A 23979-nucleotide genomic window follows, 5' to 3' on the forward strand; every position below is an offset into this window, starting at 1 on the left:
TTTTTTTCACTCTGTGCGTTTGTGGTTTAAGGTTAATTTATCGAACCGCAGAGGCACAGAGGACACAGAGGAATGAGGTTAATGAGGAATTTTTTCACTGTGAATACGTTCAAATAACCAAGCTAGGGCTGCTCCTGCGGTTTCTGCTAAGATACTAATGAGACGATAAAAAGCGATCGCACTAATCACTAAAGCTGCTGGGAAATGATATTGTAATAGTAATATGGCTGTGGTTTCAAATACTCCTAAACCACCAGGCGCACCAGGAACGATTAACCCCAATACCCACGCACAACTAAAAGCCCCTACTAGTAAGGGAATTTGCGCCCAAGTTAAAGAATTTAACGCCAACATAGTTAAGATAAATCCAGTAGCCCGCAACCCTAAAAATACTAATTCTCCTAATAAGGGTTTTACTGGATATTGTTGAATTATAAAACTATCAATTAATTGGTTTTCTTGATCAGATTTTTTATTTTTCCATTTATTTAATAGTTGAATAGCTGGGTTTAAAAATCGAGGATGAAGTATAGCTAAAACAATTATTAAGGCTAAACATTGCAGAATAATTAAATTAAATTTCAGATTATTAACAACAAGTTGACTACCAAATAAAACAATAATAATTAAAGCTGCTGCTAACATTAACAATGGTTCTAATAAAACGCTTAAGGTAGCAATATCAGTAGGAATATTAGCATTTTTAGCTGCCATAATGCGCCCGTAATAATGCCAGATATTGCCAGGTAAATATTTAGCAATATTCGTTTTTAAATAAACTTGAATAAATTCAATAGAAGATACAGATTGATTTAATTCCTTTAATACCCAAGTCCAAATCCAACCCGCCCAAATATGGGCAAATAGGGTTACAGTCGTAGCAGTTGCTAATATTAACCATCCATTTTCATTAATCCGAATCGCACTAACTCCTAACCAATTATCTTTTAATGCTTTCAACAAAAAAAACAGCGTTCCACCTAAAATCAACCACCGGAGAAATTTCTTCATTTTTGATTTGTAACCATTAAAATATTCGGAATTCTCTATTTTTAAAGGCGGGCAGGATGCCCACCCCACAAAATTAATATATTTATTGTGAGGTGGGCTTCTAGCCCGCCCATTTTGTTCTACCTGATTAATTTTGAGATTGTAAATACCAACTTTCTAAAGCCAAACGGTGAATTTCTCGCCAAGGAATATTATTTTGCTTTGCTAATGCTGCACAATCTTCATATTCTGGCTGCACATTAGTAATTACCTTTTCTGGAGCTTTTCCTGTCCATGCCACTTTTACCGCTATTGTTCCATAAATAGTTTCCACTTTGTGAATTTCCCTTTGTAAAAATGCCCGTTGTTGAGTAGTACGACGAATCCCTAAAGTGCTAGTTTCTCGAAATAACAAAGCTTCACAACTAGCTAATTTCTCAGGATGACAAATCACAGTTAATAAAATTCCAGTCCGTGACTTTTTCATCCCTATGGGTTGGGTAAAAACATCCACCGCACCAGCAGCAAATAAAGCCTCAAATACATAACCGAATACTTGGGGATTTAAGTCATCTATTTGAGTTTCTAGGACAGTAATGGTTTCTAAACTTGGGGAATATTCCCCTAAATCAGAGTTATCAGTCTGTAAAGATTCATTTTCACCGTACCAGAGCCGTAGTATATTAGGAATGGGTAAATCTAGAGAACCTGCCCCTAATCCTACCTGTTTGATAGTGATTGGTGGTGGAGAACCAAAGTCTTGTACTAAAGTAGTAGCGATCGCTGCCCCTGTTGGTGTTACCAATTCTCTGTCAATACCATTGCTATAAACTGGACAACCCCGCATTTCCCACAACTTCAACACCGCTGGTACTGGTACTGCCATTCGTCCGTGGGCAGCATGAACAGTTCCACCTCCTGTGGGGAAAGCAGAACAGTATAGCAAGGGCAACCCCTCCCGATTGCTGTCAATACCCAACCAATCCAACCCTAAACAAGTACCCACAATATCCACAATCGCATCCACAGCCCCCACTTCATGAAAATGAACTTTTTCCGGTGCGATGCCATGAACAGCCCCCTCTGCTACTGCCAACCGTCGGAAAACAGCTAAACTCCAAGCTTCCGCCTGCTTTGGCAAATTCCCCTTGACAATCATCTCCTCTATTTCTGGCAAATGACGGGTGTGGTGGTGATGATGATCATGATGATGATCATGAACCAAATCCACATGAACTTTAGTCCCTTGCTGACTTTGACGGTGAACCAATTCCACCCGCAATCGGTATTCCTGCTCAATTCCCAAGCCATTGAGTTTTGCCACCAAATACTCTACAGGCACACCCAGACTAACTAACGCCCCCAAGCACATATCACCAGAAATCCCTGTTGGGCATTGAAGATAAGCGATTTTATTCATAAATTTATTTGTTAATTGTCAGTTGTCAGTTGTCACCAATCCCCAGTCCCCAATCCCCAGTCCCCAGTCCCCAATCCCCAGTCCCCAGTCCCCAATCCCCAATAATCATTATGGCCAAAATTTTCACCATTCATCCTGATAATCCTCAAAGCCGCCGAATAGAGGAAATAAAGTTAGCGCTATTAGGTGGCGCTATCATGCTCTACCCTACAGATACAGTTTACGCAATTGGTTGTGATTTGAATTCCAAGTCGGCGGTGGAAAGAGTGCGGCAAATTAAGCAGTTAGCAAATGATAAACCTCTGACATTTTTATGTCCCTCACTTTCCAATGTGGCGACTTATGCCTCCGTAAGTGATACAGCCTACCGGATTATGAAGCGATTAATACCAGGACCCTACACATTTTTGCTTCCTGCTACCAAACTAGTACCGCGACTGGTGCAAAGTCCCAAACGCAAAACCACAGGAATTCGAGTGCCAAATCATAACGTTTGCTTGGCATTAATGGCAGCGTTAGGAAACCCGATTATTTCTACTTCGGCTCATGTCAGAGCTAATGACGAAGACCAAGAAATAGTTGAGGACGGACAACAACCAACTTTGTCACGGGTAGATTTATATGATCATTTGGATAAATTGGTAGATATCATTATTGACACTGCTGAAGAACCTACATATCAAGTGTCTACCATTTTAGATTTGACCGATGAAGAACCAGTTATTATTCGGAGGGGTTTAGGTTGGGAAGCCGTAGCTACTTGGGTTTAAAAATAAAGCTTTACAAGTGCAATCCTTTGTTTTGGACTCGATTGCGCTAATTATGATTACCTTACGTCAATTTTGAAATTGTCATACTCAAAAGCTCTATCATCCCCAGTCATCAAATTATGGCTACGCCACGCAGGCTAGGAGCTAACCTTGACATGACTAGGCTTTTGGCATTTTGCCTTCAAAATGAATATCTATATGCCATCTTTGATTTAGTTGCTAAAAAAAAAGCGACACAAGTAACAAGCCCTTAACTTTAGAAATTTCCTACAGTATTTACATATCAGCGGTCTAAGTGCTGAGTCTTGAGGGCTAAATACCCAAAAGACATCTCACTAATGTGACTGGACTTAAATACTGTATATGCGTTTGAGTTAAGGTGCAATACCAATTTCACAGAAAAGTCATGAAAGCTAACATCGCCAATCTGCCTAATTCTACATCTGCTTTTGATAACTATATTTCTCTTGAAGAATTGTCTGTTCCCACTAGCGATACATTGGTGCAACTTTTATCCCACGAGATGCAATCTCAAGTCAAAGCTGCTACTGGAGGTGTGCAAGATGTCGTTGGACGCATAGCCAAAGAAGTAGAACGGATATGTGATAAAAGCTCTCGCATCCAAAATTCAGGAGAAATTCAGTCCTGGCAAATTACTTTAGGAAGACATCGTTTACAAAAGTGCCTACGTTACTATCAACTTGGTTCTAAACAAGGACGTGTGGAATTACATAGCAGTTTGGGCGCAATTGTTTATCGCCACGTTACTGTTGCTGGCTCAGATTTAGGATTTGAGGCTCGTTACAATCTCATTGAAGATTTTTTACAAGCTTTTTATATCGAAGCTATTAAAGCTTTTCGTCGGGAAACCGAATTACCTGAAGATTACACCCCTCGGACTCAGTTACAAGTCGCTGAGTATATGGCATTTACAGAACAGTATGCCAAACGCCGGATTAATTTACCTGGTGGTGCTAATCAGCAATTAATTGTTTTACGCGCTCAAGGTTTTGCCCGTCGTCAACCCCAAGAAACTACTGTAGATATTGAAATGGCGGTGGATTCTGCGAAAACGGAAGAAGCAGAGTCTTATCAACGCAATGTGGCAGTGCAGCAAATTCGCTCACAAATGATTGCTAAACCTGGTTTTGATCCTTCTGAAGAGTCAGAACGCAATCGGGTGATTACCGAATTGATGAAATATCTGGAGTCTCAAGGACAATCTGATTGTATGAATTACTTGACTCTCAAACTCCAGGATCTTTCTGCACCGGAAATTGACCAAATCCTCGGTTTAACCAGTCGTCAACGCGATTATTTACAACAAAGATTTAAATATCACGTTGAGAAGTTTGCCAAACAGCACCAATGGCAATTAGTTCATCAATGGTTGGGCGCTGGTTTAGAACATAAGTTAGGTTTATCTTCCCAGCAATGGGATATTTTTTGGAATCAACTCACACCACAGCAGCAGCAAATTTTTGAATTGAAAACTGCTTGTCAAAGTGATGTACTTATTTCTAAAGCTGTTCAATGTACTCCTAAACAACTCCAAAAGCGCTGGACGCAAATGTTAGAATTAGCATGGTCTATTCGTAACGGTCATGCTGAATCTAAGAGCAATTAAGGTCAATTCAGCTTTGTTGGGTTGACGTAAGGAAACCCAACATTTTCATGGAAATGTTAAGTAGGGCTTGCTGAAAAATTGTCGTTATAGCAAGGCAAGAGTCAAGAAGTTTTCAGTGATTTTACGTTTCTTTACACAGGTTGGTTTTATTGTGTTGACCTACTTGGATTTTACAATATTGGGTTTAACAGGTTTTACAATGTTGGGTTTCACTTCGTTCTACCCAACCTACAATTTTTAATAAGAAGTTACTAATACTTCAGTAATCTTCCCTCGCTTTTGAGCATGAGAATTAATTGACCTTGCTGCCAATACGGTGTGAATATTAAAATCACTATAAAGGTCACGAATAAATGGGCAATCGGAATTAGATAACATAACTTTCACGCCTTTATCAGCTAATTCACTAAAAATATCCCTGAGTTTTATCTGTTGATTCTCGTCAAAACAAAAATTACTATAAGCTGTAAAATTGCTAGTTTGATTTAGAGGATAATAGGGGGGATCAAAATAAACAAAGTCATGACTACCAGTTGCATAATTTAGCACTTCCTCAAAATTGCCCTGTTTAATTTCTACTTTTTTTAGAGATTCAGATGCTAATTTCAAAACTTCTTCTTGACAAATACCAGGATTTTTATATTTGCCCACAGGGACATTAAATTTTCCCTGAGAATTAACCCGATAAAGTCCATTAAAACAAGTTTTATTCAGATAAATAAACCGAGCCGCTTTTTCTAAATTTGTGCCACTATGATAATTTCTCACATCATAGTAATACTCTAAATTATGTCTTTGCTTATGTGCTTGCAGCAAAGTCATTAATTCTTCAAGATTATCTCTAACGCACCGATAAGTAAGAATTAAATCTGCATTAATATCAGTTAAAACTGCATTGGATGGTTGCAAATAGAAAAAAATTGCCCCACCACCTAAAAATGGTTCATAGTAGGTATGATAGTCTTGAGGAAAATAGTCTTTATATTGCGAAATTAATCTAGTTTTACCCCCAGCCCACTTTAAAAATGGCCGTGGGTAAGTTTGTTTAGGGATTTGACTTACCATCTACTTACGATTAAACTAAAAACGAACTAATCAATAAAGTCTATAATAAGGCAGTCTAAATTCAAATGTTTGATGGATTTTGGGATAACGTCTTTCGCTACCCTCGGTACTTGATTAGTATCGTCTTGGGTATTTTTCTAAACACCCTTGAGCCGCTGTTTCCACTATTAAAACGTCCTGTGACGCTGATTGCTATTTTAGGCTTGTTTACTGGTGGTCTTTTTTTCGTAACGCTTACCGTGCGGGCTATGCTGGGATTGAATCCAATGTAAACTAAAAGCCAGGAAAGGGTTGAGTTTATTGGGCTGTTGCTGTTGATTTTATCACCTCAAGCACTGTCCACTTTCATTTGCATTTAGAATCATGTTATTAAACCTCTGTGAGAAGGCGGAATTTATATGGCTACAAATCGCCGCGTTTCCCGCGTTGCTGAATTAATTAAACGGGAAGTTAGCCAAATGCTACTCAACGGTATTAAAGATGACCGTGTGGGTACGGGAATGGTCAGTGTTACCGATGTGGATGTTTCTGGGGATCTACAACACGCCACCATCTTTGTCAGTATTTATGGAACCCAAGAAGCTAAGACCGAAACAATGGCTGGTTTAAAGTCCGCTACAGGTTACGTCCGCAGTGAATTGGGAGCTAGAGTCAGATTACGACGCACTCCAGAAGTGATCTTTGTTGAAGATACTTCTATAGAACGAGGTACTAAAGTGCTGAGTTTGTTGAGTCAACTGGAGGAAAAACGCATATTGTCAAGTATGGATGAGGTAGCAGAAGAAATTGCTGAATGATTGATGTAAATTTTCCCAAAATATCAATAAATCTGGAACTTGCTGCTTGTTAAAGCAATCTAGATGGGGATAATGGGCAATGCCTTTATTCCCTATTTTTAGAAAATTATGGGTGTTGCCAATCCTGTACCCTAGGATAGATGTCAAAACCCATAAACTCACATATACTAATACAGTTAACGTCACAGCAAATCTAGTATGTTCTTAATAGTTTTTATACAGATTACTTTACAAGATATTGAAAATGGAAATATCTAAGTTTCTTAGTAAAATTATCTGCCTGTATATTAGGGATATGAATTTCAAATAGCATGAATGTCATGCTTTCTTGACAAACTTAACATTTCTTTAGATAATTTAGAGGTGTATAGCGTCAAAATGATAATAGTTCCGTATAGCAAACTACAAAACCCTGGACACAGGTTTAATTATTGCCATCTTTGTTCCTAGTCAATAATGGGAACGCTATCTAAATGTAATTTTGTGAGAAAAAAACCATGAGCGTGAATACGGTGCCTTCTATCAATTACAACTACTACTCTCTGAATGTTATTCAGGACGAAGCTCGCCGACTGGTGGAAAAGGGAATGGTTGGTCGTCAGCAACCAATATATACTCTTTGCCAGTTTATTCCAGCTAGAGAGTGGGTTTGTGTGGAATGTGAATTAGAAAAATGCGATTTTTTACTCCGTGACCGTATTGGTGATTTAATCGGTCGGGAAGAATGGGATAACGACTAATAATTTTGTTTTTTTAATAAACTACTGTTATTTTTTATTGTACTTGTTTGTAGTTTCTAACTATAGACAGGTATATTTTTTTCTAGTTTACTGAATTTTATTTCGCGCAGAGGCGCTAAGGAGCAAAGGCGCAAAGAGGAAGAGAAGGAATTATTATTAGTCGGTTTTAACCGACTTTTACTATTAGACAGGAATTTATTCGTTGGATATCTGCTGTATGGGTATTTCAATTAAAAACTCACAACCTTTACCAAATTCGGAAATACATTTAATCTGTCCACCGTGTTTTTCGACAATAATTTGATAACTCACAGATAATCCTAAACCGCTACCTTGTCCAATTTCTTTGGTAGTAAAAAAAGGTTCAAAAATGCGATCACGGACATTTTCTGGAATCCCACAACCATTATCAGCAATACAAATTTGCAGATGATTTGTATCTATAACTTTTGTGCGAATCCAAATTTTTGGACTGGCTATTAATGATTCTTTTAAAGCATCAAGAGCATTAGTCAGAATATTCATAAATACCTGATTCATTTGAGCAGCATAACAAACTACTGGAGGTAATTCACCATATTCTTTAATGACTTCAATTTTCAGGGTATGGTCCTGTGGTTGAAAACGATGTTGTAAAATTGAAAGAGTGCTATCAATCCCTTCATGTAAATCAACAGGCTTCATTTCTGCTTCGTCAAGCCGCGAGAAAGTCCTTAATGAAATCACTAATTGACGAATTCTATCGGCTCCACACATCATAGAACTGAGCATTTTTGGCAAGTCATCATTAATGAAATCTAAATCTATTTCTGCTGATTGATATTGAATTTCTTCCGGTGCTTGGGGATAGTTATTTTGGTAAAGACGCACTAAATTTAATAAATCTTTGATATGATCGGTAACATAGGGAATGTTCCCGTAAATAAAACTAATTGGGTTATTAATTTCGTGTGCTAACCCCGCGATTAACTGACCTAAACCCGCCATTTTTTCACTTTGAATTAACTGGCTTTGAGTAATCTGCAATTCTTTCAAAGTTTGAGCAATTTCTTCTTTTTGGATCTGCATCTGTTTTAAAGATTCAGCTTGCTGTAATGCTACACCCAATTGCACTCCAACTTGGGCTAATAAATTGATTTCTTCCTCTTGCCAATAACGAGGTTGGGAGTTTTGATAAGCTACTAATAATCCCCAAAGTTTTTCCCCTTGGGAAATGGGAACAAAAACTTCATTTCTGGCATATTTTCCCGCTTTTATTTCTTGTAAAAGCACTCGTTCAGTTATAGGTTGAGGTTTAGCAACTGATGTCCAACCATCTAAAATAGAATCAGCGACAAATTCACCACTCCAATCCGGATAAAACCGATAAATTGCGACTCGTTCTACTTCTAATAGTCTACAAACTTCTTGAGTAGTGGTTTTAAATATAATGTCAATATCTAAAGATTGCCTAATTTTATCAACAGTATTCACTAATGCTCTTTGTCTTTCGGCTGCTTTGCTAATTTCTGCGGCTTGTGTTCGCAATTTTTGTAAGTATTCTGCTTGCTGCAAAGCCACTCCCAATTGACCACCAATTTGGGTAAGTAAATAAACTTCATCTTCTTGCCAATAACGGGGAGTAGTATTTTGATAAGCTGCTAATAATCCCCAAAGTTTTTGATTATAAAGAATAGCGACTATGACATAAGCTTTTGCTTGATAGCTTTCTAAAACTTTGATGTAACAGTCGGTAAATCCACAATTATAAATATCATCACAAACACGGTATACTTCACCTTTGGCAAAGCGACCACCAGATGTATCTTGGAGGTAGGTATCAGTTGGTGGTTCAACTAAATCTTTTAATTTACATTCACTGATGTTATCACCTAATTCTGGTCGTTGTAACTGTTCTTGCATCAGGTTTACCCACCCTTCAGCTACAGATTCAAATACAAATTCACCACTCCAATCAGGATTAAAACGATAAATTGATACTCGATCAACATTTAGTAATTGTCTGAGTTCGTCGGTAGTAGTCCGAAAAATACTTTCTAAGTCTAAAGATTGACGAATCTTTTCAACGGTTTTGGCAATAGTTTTCTGACATTCTGCTGATTTTTCTCTAGCTTTGGCTTGGGCCAGTTGGGCTGATTGTAATTTAACTTGTTCTATATAATCAGCTTGTTGTAAAGCAACTCCCAAATGTTCAGCAATTAATTGCACAAATTCAATTTCTGCTTCTTCCCATTGCCGGGGTTCACTACATTGATGAATACACAATAATCCCCATAAATCTTTGCCTTTCATTAAGGGGACGGCTATATTAGCACGCACTTGGAATTTCTCTAAAATTCTCACCTGGCAATCATTACTACTATCTTGATAAATATCAGATATTACTTGAATTTTTCCTTCTTGATAAAGTTGGGCAAAATCTTCTGTAAAACAATGATCATGTAGTTTAGTTGATAATGCTGAAACCCATTTTTTGTCTACATCTTCATAGATAAATTCACCTTCCCAACCCAATTTAGGATCAAAACGAAATACCCCCACTCTATCAGTGTTCAATAACTGACGAACTTCAGTTACTGTGATTGTAAAAATGATATCTATATCTAGAGATTCTCGAATCCGAGAAATTACTCTAGACAAGGCTTTTTGTCTTTCACCTTGATTTAGAGAAAATGACATATTTTTTTGATATATTTGGTGGGAAGTTGGTTTTTGGATTTCCATGTTAAAAGTATTCCCCGTTCCCAGTCGGATTTTTAATATTTTTGGACTTATATATAATGTAGCAATAAATATAGATTATGTAGGGATAACAACTATTTGTATCCCTACATAAACACTTTTTAACGCAAAATACAGCTATACATAAGCTGTAAGAGTATCATTTTCGCTTGCTAGTGCTACGTCGGGCTTCGCGGGTTTCGTCTTCGAGACGACGGCGATCGCGCCAATCTGCTAATGTGAGATAAACAACACCACCAGTGACTCCTACTAGCAGCACTACACCAAATAAGGCCAAAATACCCAAAAATGGACTTTCCACAATTCCTCTATAGTCCGTTGCGTCCCCAAACTACCATAGAAATAGACCAAGTAAACACAACTAACAGCGATACCCAACCCAGTGTCAAAATCATAGTTCTACTTTTCAAATAATTACAAAACGGCTCTAATATTCATCATACTGGGAAAACGCAGTGGATTCATTAACTATATTGGTAGGAGAGTTAGAAAAATTATGGAATTAATGGCAGAACGGTTAGAATCCCTCAAAGCGGGAGTAATTGGCAGCGTATCTTTGGGTTTGGCTTTCCTTAGCACTAGCTTTATTAATGTTTTATGGCTGGATAAGTATTTTCCCTTGGTTAGTTATGATAAAATTGATATAGTAAATTTACAGATGTTATTAAATGGTGTGATAGCCGGTTTTTCTGGGTTTCTCTTTGGTGTCACCTACCGCTATATTATCCGCGTAGATAAAAATCCTCATCTCAAAACTGGTGGAGTTTGGGCTTTTGGTTTGGTGCGGGGTTTAACTCAAATAGAAGTTGGTTGGGAGATAAATAATCCAGTTTTGCCTTTTTTAATCTTAGCAGGAGAAAGTATATTGTGGTTTGCTCTTGCTGCTTTTGCTTTAGATATTGCGATTTTACGAAAATGGCTTAAACCTTTTTCATGAATTGTCAGAATCAGGATATCCAGGATGAAAAGATGTACAGGATGAAAATTGTCAGAATCAGGATATCCAGGATGAAAGGATGTACAGGATGAAAGTAAGTATTTTATTACCTATTACCAATTATCTATGAATCACTACTTTTTGATAATTGATCTCGAAGCTACTTGTTGTCATCAAAAGAGTATTCCCCGTCATCAAATGGAAATTATTGAAATTGGTGCGGTAATGCTAAATCGGCAAACTTGGGAAATTGATTCTGAGTTTCAACAATTTATTAAACCTGTGCGAAATCCCCAACTTACAACTTTCTGTACAGAATTGACTAGCATTTCTCAACAACAAGTTGACGCAGCACAGAGTTTTCCAGAAGTGATGTCAAAATTAACTGATTGGATGAATTTATTTCCTAATCATATATTTTGTTCTTGGGGTAATTACGATAAATCGCAATTTTTACAAGATTGCAAATTTCATCATGTTCCTTATCCTTTTGGTGCAGAACATAGAAATATCAAAACGGAATTTTCAGAATATTTAGGTGTATCTCATAAATTTGGTATGGCACAAGCCTTGCAACATTTAGGCATGGAATTACAAGGTACACATCATCGGGGAATTGATGATGCGCGGAATATTGCCGCTATTTATCGTTATATGCAAACTACTAAAAAAAGTTAATTGCTTAGGAAATAATTAATGGTACAAGTTGCCAAGCTGTCAACATTTCTGCTTTCCCTTTAAGAGCGATCGCAACGCGTGGTTTAACCGTTAATTTGCAGTCTAATCTTCTATAAACAGCATCAGAAATAGTAATCTCCCCGGCTGGGGTTGCGCCTTCTAAGCGTTTAGCCGTATTCACTACATCCCCAATCACAGTATAAGTGCGGGCTTCCTCTCCACCAAATAACCCCTCGACTACTGTGCCACAGTGAACTGCACAACCAGCCCCAATGCCGTAAGGTGAGAGAATTTCCACAGCGGCTTTTTGCATGACTTGGGCGGCTGTAACTGCCTGTTCTGGAGTGGCATAAATGGCCATGATTTCATCAGCAGTTAGAGTAATGCGTAAAGGTTGAGAATGGGCAGCAGCGGGTTCTACGTGCTGATAATAACTGTTAAGAACACTAGCCACAATCTTGGGTTCAGTCTGTTCACACCAAGAGGTAAACCCACGAATATCCATAAACAAAATCGCGCGATTGCACTGTTGAAATTCCAAACCTTCTGGGTTGTTAACTGCGGTATTTACAGCATGACTTCCCATGCCCCATTCTGCCAAATTTCGCAATAATCCAGCGGTTTCTTGGAGTTGTCGTTGCTGAATAATAATTTGCAATCGCTGAAAACCAAGTAATAAACCAACTAAGAATAAACTAGCAACTAAGTATTTATGGGTAGCTGCCGATGAAAACTTTTGTAGAAGTGGTAAATTATCCTGCTGATTGGGATTTATACCAATGCTCACAACTAGATAAAACCCCAGTAGCATGAGCATCCGCACTACGCTTTCTAAGGGAATTGTCCAACGTTCTAGAGTTGGTTTCCAGTGATAGCGAATACTTTGCAGTGCAGCTATGGCCAGAGAAAATGCCCAAAAAACAAAATGACTGGGGTTTTGTAGAAACTCAGCCCCATCTACTGGTAAATCAATTAAAGTGTAAATACTCACACCAATCAGATTACCAAAAAACCGAGATGCGCCGGGTTTCGATAAATAAAATGTTTGTATCACCATTGCCCCAATCAGTAAATATTCGGTTGGATCAGTAATATATGTTTGCCAACCGTAAAGTGCAACATCAGAAAGATTTTTCAGGATCAAAAAGTGTCCACTGTTACTTAAAAATTCACTGATAAAGGTATTTAAGCGAGTTCCCACCAATTTAGACTCGATAGTGCTATTGAATTTGTGTTTTAATAGCTTTGACATTTATCTACTCTGTTGGGAGATTGGGTAAATTCATTAAGACTTAGAAACAGCATTAATAGTTTTTTCTAATGATTGTAATGCTGTGATTAATTTGTCTTTTTGGGGTTTAGCAGCTTTGAGTTCTCCTGATATCTCATCCATACTTTTTTCTACAGCGTCATAATTATCACGAGATTTAGCTTTTATGCCGTCTTCTACTTCTTTCCAAACATCTTCAAACTTGTCAAATTCTTTTTTTGCTTGGACAAAATTACCAGATGTAACTGCGGTTTTAGTTTTGGAGACTACAGCTAGTAAACCATCATTACCTGCTGTGGATGTTGTGGCTGGATTTGCTGCTACATTAGCATTAGAAGTTGCCGCTGGGGTGGTTTCAATGGTAGCTTGTTCACCATTGGAGCAGCCTACCAAAGTCAGCAAGCTGATACCTGCAATCATCAAAATTGGCTGAAAACGCTTCATTGTAAACTCCTTGATTAATTAAATTGAGAATATGTGATTTGCGTCTTGACTATTCTCTACAATAAAACAGCAAAGGTAAAGAACTCGTAAAGATTTATATTATAAGTTACAGCGTTATGAAATTTTTATTAGTAGAAGATGATGAACGAATAGCTTCATCTCTTGCAGAAGCCTTGACTGACAATAATTACGCCGTTGATATAGCTAGTGACGGGGAGTCAGGATGGGAATTTATCACCGCATTCAGCTATGATTTAATCCTTCTTGATGTCATGTTACCAAAGTTAAGCGGGATAGAATTGTGCCAAAGACTTAGGCGACGGGGTTATTCAGTGCCAGTATTGATGTTAACAGCCAAAGATACCAGTACGGATAAAGTAGCAGGCTTAGATGCTGGTGCTGATGATTACGTGATTAAGCCTTTTGATTTAAAAGAACTACTCGCCCGCATTCGGGCTTTGCTACGCCGGGGAAATACTGCATTATCAACCTTTTTGGAGTGGGGTGGACTCCAACTTGATCCCGCAAATTGTACTGTTACTTACAAAGATAAATTGTTGTCTATGACACCGAAAGAATACCAATTGTTAGAACTATTCCTTCGTAATCATGGTCACGTTCTGAGTCGGCACCAAATTCTTGATCACCTGTGGTCATCTATTGACACACCTGGACAAGATACAGTTAAGGTACATATTCGGGGAATCCGGCAAAAACTCAAAGCCGCAGGAGCAAAACATGATTTTATCGAAACTGTTTATGGGCTTGGGTATCGGCTTAACCAAAACGAATAGAAACAAAAACAGATTTATTCTACCTTGGTGGTGGGGAAATATTTTAGCTAATCCCCAATTTCGGGCTACCAGTTCGCGGTTACTGTTATCTTATTTGCTGGCGATGATGGTGGTAATGGGATTGTCATCAATGACAGTGTACCATTTTTTTGCCCATAGTCTCTATCAACAATTGGACAGTCAGTTATTAATCTTAGCAGATGCGGCGGCTCATAATTTATCGGCTATTCAGGCAGATAGAATGGCTGTACATCACAAAATGCCGCGAATTTTGGATCATGATGGAGATTTGGATATTCCTTGGCAAGATCTGCGGTTATATCGTCAAAGTGTGGAATGGTTTGATTCCCAAAAGCAATTATTAGGAAAAGCCGGCAAGCAATTTCCACAAACACCATTTGTGACGAGTTTCCATTCATGGCAAAAAAATGGCCTCCGCACATTAACTATTCCAGTTTATTCTGCTGGGAAAAATCGCCAACTTTTTGGTTATGTGCGGGTGAGTGCATCAACTGTAGAAGTAGAAAAAGAACTCAACAGACTATTGATGGGTTTAGGATTTGGTGCTGTTTTGGGGATGATTTTGATTGGTGGTACAGGTTGGTGGTTAACAAGTAAAGCATTACAACCTATTGAGCAGAGTTTTCAGCAATTACAACAATTTACAGCAGATGCGTCCCATGAATTACGTAGTCCCCTGACAGCAATTAAAACAACAGTGGAAGTTATCCAAAATCACCCAGAACGCATTCACCCCCTGGATATTAAAAAAATCACAGTTATCGAAAGTGCAACGCGACAGATGACGCACTTAGTAGAGGATTTACTGTTGTTAGCAAGAAGTGATGCTGCCTCTGTAAGTTTGCCAAAAACTGCTATTCCCATGCCGATAGATGAAATTTTATTTGATTTAATTGATAGTTTACAGTCGCAAGCGCAAGAAAAAGAAATTACTTTAGAGGCTGATTTGATTGACGAGGTGTGGGTAAAGGGTGATGCAAATCAGTTACAACGACTTTTTGGGAATTTGCTAGAAAATGCCCTGCAATATACGTCTAATGGCGGTTTCGTAAAGGTAAAAATCCTTAAATCGGATGATTTTGTAATCATAGAAGTGACGGATACTGGTATTGGTATCCCGTCTGAAAATTTATCTTTGGTATTTAACCGCTTTTGGCGGGCTGAAAAAGCCCGTTCTCGTCGTCAAGGTGGTTCAGGTTTAGGTTTGGCTATTGTGCAAGCTATTACTTATGGTCATGGTGGTGAAATTTCTGTAACGAGTCAAATCGGTGTGGGTAGTTGTTTTCGAGTGAAGTTACCAGTAATTTTTAATTTCCCGAAGGGGGTTGACTTTATACCTAAGTATAGGGTTTAGAATTAGCTCACTTAATTCTGAATAATAGCCACTTATGGAAAACATCAAATATATCAATAAAGACCTGGCGGTTTTGCTAGGACAGCCTTCTATGGCAGATTTGGAACAAGCGGCTAAATCTGGATTTAAGTCTGTGCTTAATTTAAGATCACCGAATGAAGAAGACTTTGTGAGTGATGAACAGCAATCTGCGGCAGTCGCAGGACTCAACTATGTGAATATGCCCCTGCGTCCTGATCTCCTCAGTGATGAACTCATTGATCAGATACTAACCGAAATTGATCAATTACCTAAACCCATTCTCAGTCACTGTAAAACTGGCTTACGTGCCGTTACCACTGGGTTAATGTATATTGCAACTCGTGAAGGTATGAGTGCGGAAGCAGCCTTTGCTAAAGGTGAAGAATTGGGGTTTAGCTATGATGATAAGCCGCGAATGCAGCAGTTTTTACCAAACTACATTACCAGTCGTTCAAAATCATCTGTGCAGCATAACAAAATTTAACGATTCAACCCTTGACCTTATACCACAGTATAAGGTTTAGGATAAACTTACTTGAATCGAGAGGGTAATGAAATGCTGCAAGTTGGTGAAATCTGCCGCAAGTTGGGGTTAAATCCCCAAACCCTTTATTTCTATGAGCGAATTGAGTTAATTCCTCCACCAAAGCGCACAGAATCTGGTTATCGTCTGTTCAGCGAAAAAGATGTAGAACGCCTAGCTTTTATTAGTCGGGCTAAAGCATTAGGTTTGAGTTTGGACGAAATCAAAGATATTTTGAAACTGAAGGAAGGGCAATCTCTGACTTGCCAAGCAATGCACGAACGATTACTAAAAAAATTGCGGGAGATTGAAGACAATATTCGACAACTTCAGGGATTGCGGGATGAATTGCTGCCTTTAGTTGAGCGTTGTTTTCAAAAGTTGGAACATTCCGATTCAAGTCATGAATGTATCGTTTTAGAAAAGGTTGAATAAATATGTTGAAATTTGAAATTCTCGGTACAGGTTGCAAAAAATGTCATCAGCTAGAAGCCAATGTTCAAGAAGCGATCGCCACCCTGGGACTAGATGCTGAAGTCATACATATTACTGATACAATTGAAATTGCCAAAAGAAGCATTATGACTACTCCAGCTTTAGCTATTAATGGCAAAGTAGTCAGTAAAGGTCAGGTTTTAGCCGCAGATCAAATCCAGAAACTTTTGTAGTTAGGACTTACGCAAGTATCACATTCAATAGACATCTGGTCAAAAAGATTGTAGGGGCAATTCATGAATTGTCCCTACAATAGTTCCAGGTTACGCACATTTAATTACCGGATAAGTCTAATATTTCCTATAGCCTGTCTCCGACTTGAAAATTAAGGCATAACATAATTAATACTCTTAATTAGCAACACCTGAAAAAGTCTCTACCAAGATTCTGCAAGACGCATATTCATATCTTTTTGCTACGAGGATTGTCCGATGTTTGATCTATTCTATCCTTTTGACTGGTTGGCAACCCAAATTGTCACTCGACTGTTGGGGCTATCGCTAGAATCTAATTTGGGAGCAAGTTTGCATTTCTTCTTTTACGATGTTCCCAAGGTATTGACGTTATTGCTAACTATTAGTTTTGCAGTAGGTACGCTGCAAAGCTTTCTCCAACCGGAACGAGTTAGCGTTTGGTTAGGTGGTAAGCGTACCTTGCTTGGTAATATTATGGCAGCGGCAGTAGGAATTATTACCCCCTTTTGCTCTTGTTCTGCTGTACCTTTGTTTATTGGATTTTTGGAAGCAGGTATACCTTTAGGAGTGACTTTTTCTTACCTAATGTCAGCCCCAATGGTGAATGAAGTGGCTGTTGTCTTGTTGTGGGGCTTATTTGGGCTAAAAGTGACGTTGCTGTATATTGGCTTTGGTGTGGGATTAGCGATCGCCGCAGGTTACACTATAGGTTTGCTAAAACTAGAAAAATGGGTAGAACCTTTTGTTTGGGAACTCCAAAAAGCCAGAGGTGAGCAACCAAACAATCAAGAGGAAGAGGATTTTCAGATCACTAAATTAACATGGCGCGATAGATTCCAGCAAGGACAGTTTCAATCTACCGAGATTTTTAAATCAGTTTGGATATATGTAGTAGTTGGGATAGGTGTGGGGGCAGGTATTCATGGCTACGTTCCCACAGAATTAATCACCCGTTGGGCTGGCTCTGAAAATCCTTTTGCAGTTCCTATTGCAGTCATGCTTGGCGTTCCTCTCTATGCCAATATTGCCGGAGTTTTACCGATTACTGAAGCCCTAGTCAACAAAGGAATGCCCATAGGAACAGTGCTATCTTTTACAATGGCAGTTACGGCTCTCTCATTTCCTGAGATGGTTATTCTCAAAAAGGTTCTGAAACCCCAACTGCTGTTAGTATTCATTGGGCTAATGACTTTGGGTATCATCAGCTTGGGTTATCTGTTCAATTCCATACTTAAAGTAAGTTAATTTACTTTCCATTTACAGATATTCTTCCCTAAAATGGCTTAAATCTGTCCACAGGTTTGGCAACAGTTGAGAAATACAGAAATCTACAATTATTACTTTGCTATATGTATCTAGAGGAAGTTGAAAATGGAATTGATGATGTTTGACAATCAATAGCGGGTATCTTTACTAGTTCTTTACTTTGTTTATTTTATTCTGTGAGTTGTGTAGAGATAAATCGCTCTGCTTTTGAATTTACAGGAGATTTTCGTCATGGGTTTGATTAAGAAATTACAATTTTTCAATCTTAAGACTGTTGTTGCCTCTGGCGCAACTGCCCTAAGTATTTTAGTTTTAAATGGTTGTAGTCAACCAACTCCATTTGCAATTGTTGAACCATCTGATTCTGTTGCTCAAGCCGCTACCCCATCTGAGTCTACCACTCTAAAAAATCTGATCTCTGCTTATAACGGCGAATCTAACGCCCATGTTATGTATTTGGCTTTTGCAAAAAAAGCTGATACGGAAGGTTATAAGGAAGTTGGTAGTTTATTCCGCGCTGCTGCAAGAGCAGAAGCAATTCACCGCGACAATCATGCTAAGGTGATTCGGGGCATGGGTGGCACACCTAAAAATAATATTGCCACACCTGTAGTTAAATCTACTATTGAAAATCTGACACAGGCTATTAAAGGTGAGTCTTACGAACGCGATACTATGTATCCTGGCTTTATCAAAGAGGCCAAACAGGTTGGAAATAAAGCGGCTGTACAAACTTTTAATTATGCTTTAGAAGCGGAAACTGGACACGCTCAACTTTACACCACAGCTAAGAATAATCTCGCTACTTGGAAACAAGCAAATCGTCCTTTCTATGTTTGCCCTATATCTGGTTATACAACACTTGATGCTAAGAGCAAAAATTGTTCCAAGCCTTTTGAAAAGGTAAACTAGGTATGAATAGACGTGAATTTTTCGGCTGGGTAGGTTTGGGCGCTATCGCTAGTTCGTTACCTGTAGCCCTTGCTGCCTGTTCTCCTCAAACTACAACGTCTGTAGCTAATACTTCATCGCGTTCTGATGGTTTTAAGACAGTGGGTACTGTCGCAGAGTTAGACCAAAAAGGTCAGATTTTGAATCAAGATTCTGGTGATAGTCCGGTAATTATCATCCGTAATCCCACTGATAAAAATAGTCTAATTGCTGTTAATTCTAATTGTAGTCATGCAGGTTGTGCGGTGAATTGGGAACAAGACCAAAAATCTTTTGTCTGTCCCTGTCACGAGTCGAAATTTGCAGTAGATGGCAAGGTACTGGGAGGCCCAGCAACAGAACCACTACAAGTTTACACAGCCAAGCTGGAAGACGGCAATGTCTTAGTAAAAACAAAAGTTCTGTAGCTGTGATTATGACTCATAAAATTGAACTCGAATCTATTACAGGGTTATCTGCATCATCAGCAAGCAATCGCCTCAAACAAGAAGGATATAATGAGTTACCATCTACCGAACAGCGGCATATTTGGGGAATTGCCTTAGAAATCTTTAAAGAGCCAATTTTCCTCCTGTTATTAGGCTGTGGTGTCATTTACTTATTTTTGGGTGATACGCAGGAAGCTTTGATTTTACTAGGCTTCATCCTTTTCATTGTCTGCATTAACTTATACCAAGAACAAAAAACAGAAAAGTCACTAGAAGCATTACGGGATCTCTCTAGTCCTCGTGCATTAGTTATTCGTGGTAGGGAACGTCAACGGATTGCGGGACGGGAAGTAGTTAGAGAAGATGTGATTGTTTTGTCAGAGGGTGATAGAGTTCCTGCGGATGCTGTGGTGATGTGGTCTACTCATTTGAGTGTTGATGAATCGCTGTTAACAGGGGAATCTTTACCTGTTCGCAAGCAGGATACCACCGATTTAGAAAATACCATCAGAACCGCCACACAGCACCGTCCAGGTGGTGAAGATTTACCTTTTGTCTATTCGGGAACGTTGGTAGTTCAAGGTCAGGGAATTGCCCAAGTCTATGGAACAGGTATGCAGACAGAAATGGGCAAAATTGGTAAAGCCTTGCAAACTGTGGAACAGGAAGATACGGTTCTGCAACGGGAAACCCGAAAAATTGTCAGTAAATTGACTTTTGTAGCGATCGCTATTTGCGTGGCTGTCATCGTTATTTACGGTGCAACTAGGGGCGATTGGCTACAAGGAATTTTAGCAGGTTTGGCACTGGCAATGGCAATTTTGCCGAATGAAATTCCTGTGGTATTGGCAATTTTCCTGGCTTTGGGGGCTTGGCGATTTTCCCAGGCTAGGGTTTTAACTCGGCGTGTTCCCGTAGTAGAAACACTGGGTTCAGCAACCGTTCTTTGTGTAGATAAAACTGGAACTCTGACTTTTAACCGGATGTCAGTGCAGCAATTATTTGTATATGAAGCCACAACTTTAACACCGCAATTTTACGATGTTGCCCTGCATGAACGGGAAGCACTCCCGGAAACCTTCCATGAATTAATCGAATTTGGGATTTTAGCCAGTCGCAAAGACCCTTTCGACCCCATGGAAAAAGCCCTGAAACAAGTGGGTGATGACTATTTAGCCAGAACAGAACATTTACATCAAGATTGGGAAATCCTGCGGGAATATCCCCTCACAGGTCAATTATTAGCCATGTCCTGTGTGTGGCAATCCCCAGAAGAAAAATTAGTAGTTGCTACTAAAGGAGCGCCGGAAGCGATCGCTGATCTTTGTCATTTTAACACCCAACAAAGGCAAGATTTAGAACAACAGATTAATAAAATGGCTGCTGCTGGTTTGCGTGTTTTGGGTGTAGCCAAAGTCATTGGCCAACATCAAAAAAACAAAACCCTCAAATCTCTTCCTGAAGTACAACATGACTTTGAATTTGCCTTTTTAGGACTGCTAGGTATGGCTGACCCCGTGCGTCCAACGGTCGCCCCAGCCATTGCCGAATGTTACACTGCTGGTATTCGGGTGGTGATGATTACAGGTGATTATCCAGCCACTGCCCAAAATATTGCCCGTCAAATCGGACTAACACCTGCTACAGAAGTAATTACCGGGGCAGAACTGGCCAAAATGTCAGAAGGGGAGTTACTATCTCGAATTCAAACCGTGAATATTTTTGCGCGGGTTGTTCCAGAACAAAAATTACTAATTGTGAATGCCCTCAAACGGCGCGGTGAAATCGTGGCTATGACTGGAGATGGGGTCAATGATGCCCCGGCTTTGAAAGCTGCTGATATTGGTATTGCGATGGGTGAACGGGGTACAGATGTCGCCCGTGAAGCTGCGGATTTAGTGTTGCTAGATGATGATTTTTCTGCCATTGTCCAATCTATTAGGCTAGGACGGCGAGTATTTGACAACCTGAAAAAAGGGATGGCTTATACTTTGGCAGTTCACATTCCGATTGCGGGAATGTCCTTGATTCCGGTAATATTTCATTGGCCGCTGGTATTATTGCCTATCCACATTGCTTTTTTGCATTTAATTATTGACCCGGCTTGTACTGTAGTATTTGAGGCCGAACCAGAAGAAAGCAATATCATGAACCGTCCACCTCGCAATCCTAGAGAGTCGTTATTCAACCGTCGAACTTTGAGATTGGCACTTCTGCAAGGAATGAGTGTTTTAGTGGTGCTGGTGGTTGTATTTGCTGTGGCTTTTTATTTTGGACATGGAGAATTTGATGCCCGCGCTTTGGCTTTTACCACCCTAATTGTCTCGAATTTAAGTATGATTTTGAGTAATCGTTCTTGGTCGCGGACTATTCCCGAAATGTTACGTACTCCTAATGCGGCACTTTGGTGGGTATTAGGTGGTGGTGTGGTGTTTATGGGTTTGGTGCTGTATGTTCCTGTGTTACGTCATTTATTCCGTTTCTCTTTTCTTCATTTTGATGATTTACTAGTTAGTCTCACTTCTGGGGTTTTTAGTATTTTGTGGTTTGAAGGTTTGAAGGTTTGGCGACGTAGATAAATAAGATGTTTCGCGCAAAGGTAAGACTTTTAATGATTATTTTGGAGGATTATTATGAAAAGGGCATTTCGCAAGTATCATCGGACTATTGGTATTATTGTTTGTTTACCACTTTTATTAACTGTGTTGACGGGAATGTTAGCTACTGTTGTTAAGGAATGGCCGATTAATATTGGACTTTCTTCTCGATTAATGTTGGAAATTCATACTGGGGAAATTTTTCATTTACAGGCAATTTATCCAATTTTGAATGGTTTCGGATTAATCGGTTTGTTGGTGACGGGTATGAGTATGTCGGGTTTGTTTAATCAGAAAAAAAGACCTAATGTCAATAATTAAAATCCGGTTTTGATGATTTATTTGCGAATAGATAAGCTACTGGATGATTCTGTTCGCATTTTTCTAGTTTCTTCCAAAATTTTATCTATATCCTCTTGGGATAAACGTTGAATGTAGTTAATTTTAACTTCTTCTAAAAAGTCATTCAGCAAATTTTGAATTTCTGCCAGAACTTGTTTTTGCTGAATTTCTGAAGTGAATGAAGTTGTGAATTTTTCTATTAGCTGAGTGGAAAGTTTTGCCGCAACAGGATCTTTGATACTACTGGCTAAAGCCGCATATATGTTATTAGTAATTTGTGTGGCTAGTTGTTGACTAATTTGTGTTTGCGCTTTACCTAATCCTGGTACCATGCGGATATTACCATAACCTGGTAATTGTTGACAGGCAATTTCGATGCTATGGCACAAAATTGCATTTACTTCTGGTTGGATTTTTGGTAATACTTGATTAACCAGTGTTTTAATTAAAAGTCCAGCAATTGCTTCTACTTCATTGATATTATTAATATCTATGTAAGAACGCACATTTTCTGATTCTAATAGCCAACGTGTTATCTCACCTCGTTGAATTGAACCTTGAACTTGATTAATTACTTGGACTACGACAATTTCTGTAATTTCTTCAGCAAAATTGGCAAGAATACCTTGATGAATTTGCCGTCTAATTATATAAAAATCAATTAATTTTGCTTGATCTAGTCGCACTGTAACTGGTATGACTCTTAACCATCGCCAAATTGGTATTAGTAAGAATATATCATACCAACGCCATAAAATTGCTTCTAACCAACTTAAATGGCGATATCTCCGTTTGATTAAGAATGTACGTCCTACTAATTCTGTGGCAAATAGCACTACAAAAGGTAAATCAATTATCCAAAAGTCATCTAAAAATTCACCATTTTCATCAATTTTACGATAATAGTTTCTGGCAATTCCTGGACGAATTTTTTGGTTGAAAAAATCTATTTCTTGATTCCAACTATTTTTAGATAAATACTCCTGACTCCAAAAAGTATTAAATGCAACTTTTGCCGATTCTTTACCAACGTGTTCTCGCATCCGGTTTTTGATTTTTTCCAATGTTCCACTTTTCCCCGCACCCGCAAAAGGATTAGTTTCAATCATCTCTTTGCTGAGAAGACGAATATCTGCTAACTTATTTTTGACTTGAGGTGATTTTAATCCTGTTTGAGTTACCTGTTCTTCTAATTCAGCTACTGCTTCTAGATATTTTTTTGTGTCACGATGAGGTTCAATACCTTTAATTGGATCGTACAATCGAGTAATTTCATTAACTCTACGGAAGTAAAAATCCCGCCAAGATACGTAACTTAAATCAAATACAACTAACAGTAGATTGACAGTGGCGGTAATTGCCATTATTCTCTCAAACCACAGGTTTTTTTGCTGGGAAGTTTTAAATTTACTCATGATTCCTGGTATATGTTAGTTATGACTGCTGTTATTGGGAATGTTAGCAACATAGGTTCTTAACAAAGCATCATTACGGATTTTTCAAAATTGAGACT

26 protein-coding genes are annotated in these 23979 nt (G+C 38.7%); 17 read left to right on the forward strand and 9 right to left on the reverse strand.

The window, feature by feature from the left end; translation table 11 throughout:
- Positions 1-78: 78 nt before the first annotated feature.
- Both FJR11_RS13185 and larC read right to left on the reverse strand, forming a co-directional pair.
- Positions 79-1011: a lysylphosphatidylglycerol synthase domain-containing protein gene (locus FJR11_RS13185; protein ID WP_168504382.1), complete on the reverse strand. Its 933-nt coding sequence runs from the start codon at positions 1009-1011 to the stop codon at positions 79-81.
- Between the two features lie 127 nt (positions 1012-1138).
- Positions 1139-2410, reverse strand: a complete 1272-nt coding sequence (gene larC, locus FJR11_RS13190; RefSeq protein ID WP_168504384.1) for a nickel pincer cofactor biosynthesis protein LarC — start codon at positions 2408-2410, stop codon at positions 1139-1141.
- 110 nt (positions 2411-2520) lie between these two features.
- Here larC and FJR11_RS13195 point away from each other — a divergent pair, with 110 nt between their 5' ends.
- Positions 2521-3180 (forward strand): L-threonylcarbamoyladenylate synthase, encoded by a 660-nt coding sequence (locus FJR11_RS13195; RefSeq protein ID WP_168504386.1) that lies wholly within the window; start codon positions 2521-2523, stop codon positions 3178-3180.
- A 406-nt stretch (positions 3181-3586) separates the two neighbouring features.
- The gene (locus FJR11_RS13200) at positions 3587-4807 is read left to right on the forward strand and encodes a HetZ-related protein (protein WP_168504388.1); all 1221 of its coding nucleotides are present in this window, start codon (positions 3587-3589) and stop codon (positions 4805-4807) included.
- A 237-nt stretch (positions 4808-5044) separates the two neighbouring features.
- On the opposite strand, the gene FJR11_RS13205 is transcribed toward FJR11_RS13200, so the two are convergent.
- Positions 5045-5872: a DNA adenine methylase gene (locus tag FJR11_RS13205; RefSeq protein ID WP_168504390.1), complete on the reverse strand. Its 828-nt coding sequence runs from the start codon at positions 5870-5872 to the stop codon at positions 5045-5047.
- Positions 5873-5937: 65 nt separating this feature from the next.
- Between FJR11_RS13205 and FJR11_RS13210 the strand changes: the two genes are divergently transcribed.
- The 3 genes from FJR11_RS13210 to FJR11_RS13220 all read left to right on the forward strand — a co-directional run bounded on the left by FJR11_RS13210 (position 5938) and on the right by FJR11_RS13220 (position 7409).
- The gene (locus FJR11_RS13210; RefSeq protein WP_168504392.1) at positions 5938-6144 is read left to right on the forward strand and encodes a DUF751 family protein; all 207 of its coding nucleotides are present in this window, start codon (positions 5938-5940) and stop codon (positions 6142-6144) included.
- Between the two features lie 126 nt (positions 6145-6270).
- Entirely contained in the window at positions 6271-6669 is a 399-nt protein-coding gene (gene rbfA / locus FJR11_RS13215; protein ID WP_168504394.1) for a 30S ribosome-binding factor RbfA, read from the forward strand.
- Between the two features lie 497 nt (positions 6670-7166).
- Positions 7167-7409: a DUF4327 family protein gene (locus FJR11_RS13220; protein WP_168504396.1), complete on the forward strand. Its 243-nt coding sequence runs from the start codon at positions 7167-7169 to the stop codon at positions 7407-7409.
- Positions 7410-7604: 195 nt separating this feature from the next.
- Here FJR11_RS13220 and FJR11_RS13225 read toward each other — a convergent pair whose 3' ends face one another.
- From FJR11_RS13225 to petN, 3 genes are all read right to left on the reverse strand, one after another.
- Complete coding sequence (locus tag FJR11_RS13225) at positions 7605-10133, reverse strand: GAF domain-containing protein (protein ID WP_254444748.1); 2529 nt, start codon at positions 10131-10133, stop codon at positions 7605-7607.
- Between the two features lie 157 nt (positions 10134-10290).
- Positions 10291-10452 (reverse strand): hypothetical protein, encoded by a 162-nt coding sequence (locus FJR11_RS13230; RefSeq protein ID WP_168504398.1) that lies wholly within the window; start codon positions 10450-10452, stop codon positions 10291-10293.
- Positions 10453-10459: 7 nt separating this feature from the next.
- Positions 10460-10546, reverse strand: coding sequence for a cytochrome b6-f complex subunit PetN (gene petN / locus FJR11_RS13235; protein ID WP_013189847.1), 87 nt, complete (start codon positions 10544-10546; stop codon positions 10460-10462).
- A gap of 101 nt (positions 10547-10647) precedes the next feature.
- On the opposite strand from petN, the gene FJR11_RS13240 reads away from it, so the two are divergent.
- On the forward strand, positions 10648-11088 hold the full coding sequence (locus FJR11_RS13240) for a hypothetical protein (protein ID WP_168504400.1): 441 nt from the start codon (positions 10648-10650) through the stop codon (positions 11086-11088).
- Between the two features lie 126 nt (positions 11089-11214).
- On the forward strand, positions 11215-11766 hold the full coding sequence (locus tag FJR11_RS13245; RefSeq protein ID WP_168504402.1) for a 3'-5' exonuclease: 552 nt from the start codon (positions 11215-11217) through the stop codon (positions 11764-11766).
- Between the two features lie 4 nt (positions 11767-11770).
- On the opposite strand, the gene FJR11_RS13250 is transcribed toward FJR11_RS13245, so the two are convergent.
- Entirely contained in the window at positions 11771-13018 is a 1248-nt protein-coding gene (locus FJR11_RS13250; protein ID WP_168504404.1) for an adenylate/guanylate cyclase domain-containing protein, read from the reverse strand.
- A 33-nt stretch (positions 13019-13051) separates the two neighbouring features.
- Positions 13052-13480 carry a DUF4363 domain-containing protein gene (locus FJR11_RS13255; RefSeq protein ID WP_168504406.1) on the reverse strand — a complete coding sequence of 143 codons (429 nt, stop codon included), beginning with the start codon at positions 13478-13480 and terminating at the stop codon, positions 13052-13054.
- A gap of 116 nt (positions 13481-13596) precedes the next feature.
- Between FJR11_RS13255 and FJR11_RS13260 the strand changes: the two genes are divergently transcribed.
- The 10 genes from FJR11_RS13260 to FJR11_RS13305 all read left to right on the forward strand — a co-directional run bounded on the left by FJR11_RS13260 (position 13597) and on the right by FJR11_RS13305 (position 22445).
- Positions 13597-14274, forward strand: a complete 678-nt coding sequence (locus tag FJR11_RS13260) for a response regulator transcription factor (protein ID WP_168504408.1) — start codon at positions 13597-13599, stop codon at positions 14272-14274.
- Positions 14219-15649 carry a HAMP domain-containing sensor histidine kinase gene (locus FJR11_RS23895; RefSeq protein ID WP_217358232.1) on the forward strand — a complete coding sequence of 477 codons (1431 nt, stop codon included), beginning with the start codon at positions 14219-14221 and terminating at the stop codon, positions 15647-15649. Before FJR11_RS13260 ends, FJR11_RS23895 begins: the two co-directional genes overlap by 56 nt.
- A gap of 34 nt (positions 15650-15683) precedes the next feature.
- Positions 15684-16154, forward strand: coding sequence for a beta-lactamase hydrolase domain-containing protein (locus FJR11_RS13270; protein ID WP_168504410.1), 471 nt, complete (start codon positions 15684-15686; stop codon positions 16152-16154).
- Positions 16155-16226: 72 nt separating this feature from the next.
- Complete coding sequence (locus tag FJR11_RS13275; RefSeq protein WP_168504412.1) at positions 16227-16628, forward strand: heavy metal-responsive transcriptional regulator; 402 nt, start codon at positions 16227-16229, stop codon at positions 16626-16628.
- A gap of 2 nt (positions 16629-16630) precedes the next feature.
- On the forward strand, positions 16631-16861 hold the full coding sequence (locus tag FJR11_RS13280; protein WP_174763043.1) for a thioredoxin family protein: 231 nt from the start codon (positions 16631-16633) through the stop codon (positions 16859-16861).
- Positions 16862-17119: 258 nt separating this feature from the next.
- Complete coding sequence (locus FJR11_RS13285) at positions 17120-18127, forward strand: permease (protein WP_168504414.1); 1008 nt, start codon at positions 17120-17122, stop codon at positions 18125-18127.
- A gap of 252 nt (positions 18128-18379) precedes the next feature.
- On the forward strand, positions 18380-19060 hold the full coding sequence (locus tag FJR11_RS13290) for a rubrerythrin family protein (protein ID WP_168504416.1): 681 nt from the start codon (positions 18380-18382) through the stop codon (positions 19058-19060).
- Positions 19061-19062: 2 nt separating this feature from the next.
- On the forward strand, positions 19063-19506 hold the full coding sequence (locus FJR11_RS13295) for a ubiquinol-cytochrome c reductase iron-sulfur subunit (RefSeq protein ID WP_168504417.1): 444 nt from the start codon (positions 19063-19065) through the stop codon (positions 19504-19506).
- An 8-nt stretch (positions 19507-19514) separates the two neighbouring features.
- Positions 19515-22106 carry a cation-translocating P-type ATPase gene (locus FJR11_RS13300; protein WP_168504419.1) on the forward strand — a complete coding sequence of 864 codons (2592 nt, stop codon included), beginning with the start codon at positions 19515-19517 and terminating at the stop codon, positions 22104-22106.
- A 54-nt stretch (positions 22107-22160) separates the two neighbouring features.
- Positions 22161-22445 (forward strand): peptidase, encoded by a 285-nt coding sequence (locus tag FJR11_RS13305; protein ID WP_168504421.1) that lies wholly within the window; start codon positions 22161-22163, stop codon positions 22443-22445.
- A 17-nt stretch (positions 22446-22462) separates the two neighbouring features.
- Here the strand turns inward: FJR11_RS13305 and FJR11_RS13310 are convergent, their stop codons facing one another.
- Entirely contained in the window at positions 22463-23881 is a 1419-nt protein-coding gene (locus FJR11_RS13310; protein WP_168504423.1) for a hypothetical protein, read from the reverse strand.
- Between the last annotated feature and the right edge of the window lie 98 nt (positions 23882-23979).

Source organism: Anabaena sp. UHCC 0187 (assembly GCF_009712035.1).
Classification (GTDB): domain Bacteria; phylum Cyanobacteriota; class Cyanobacteriia; order Cyanobacteriales; family Nostocaceae; genus Dolichospermum.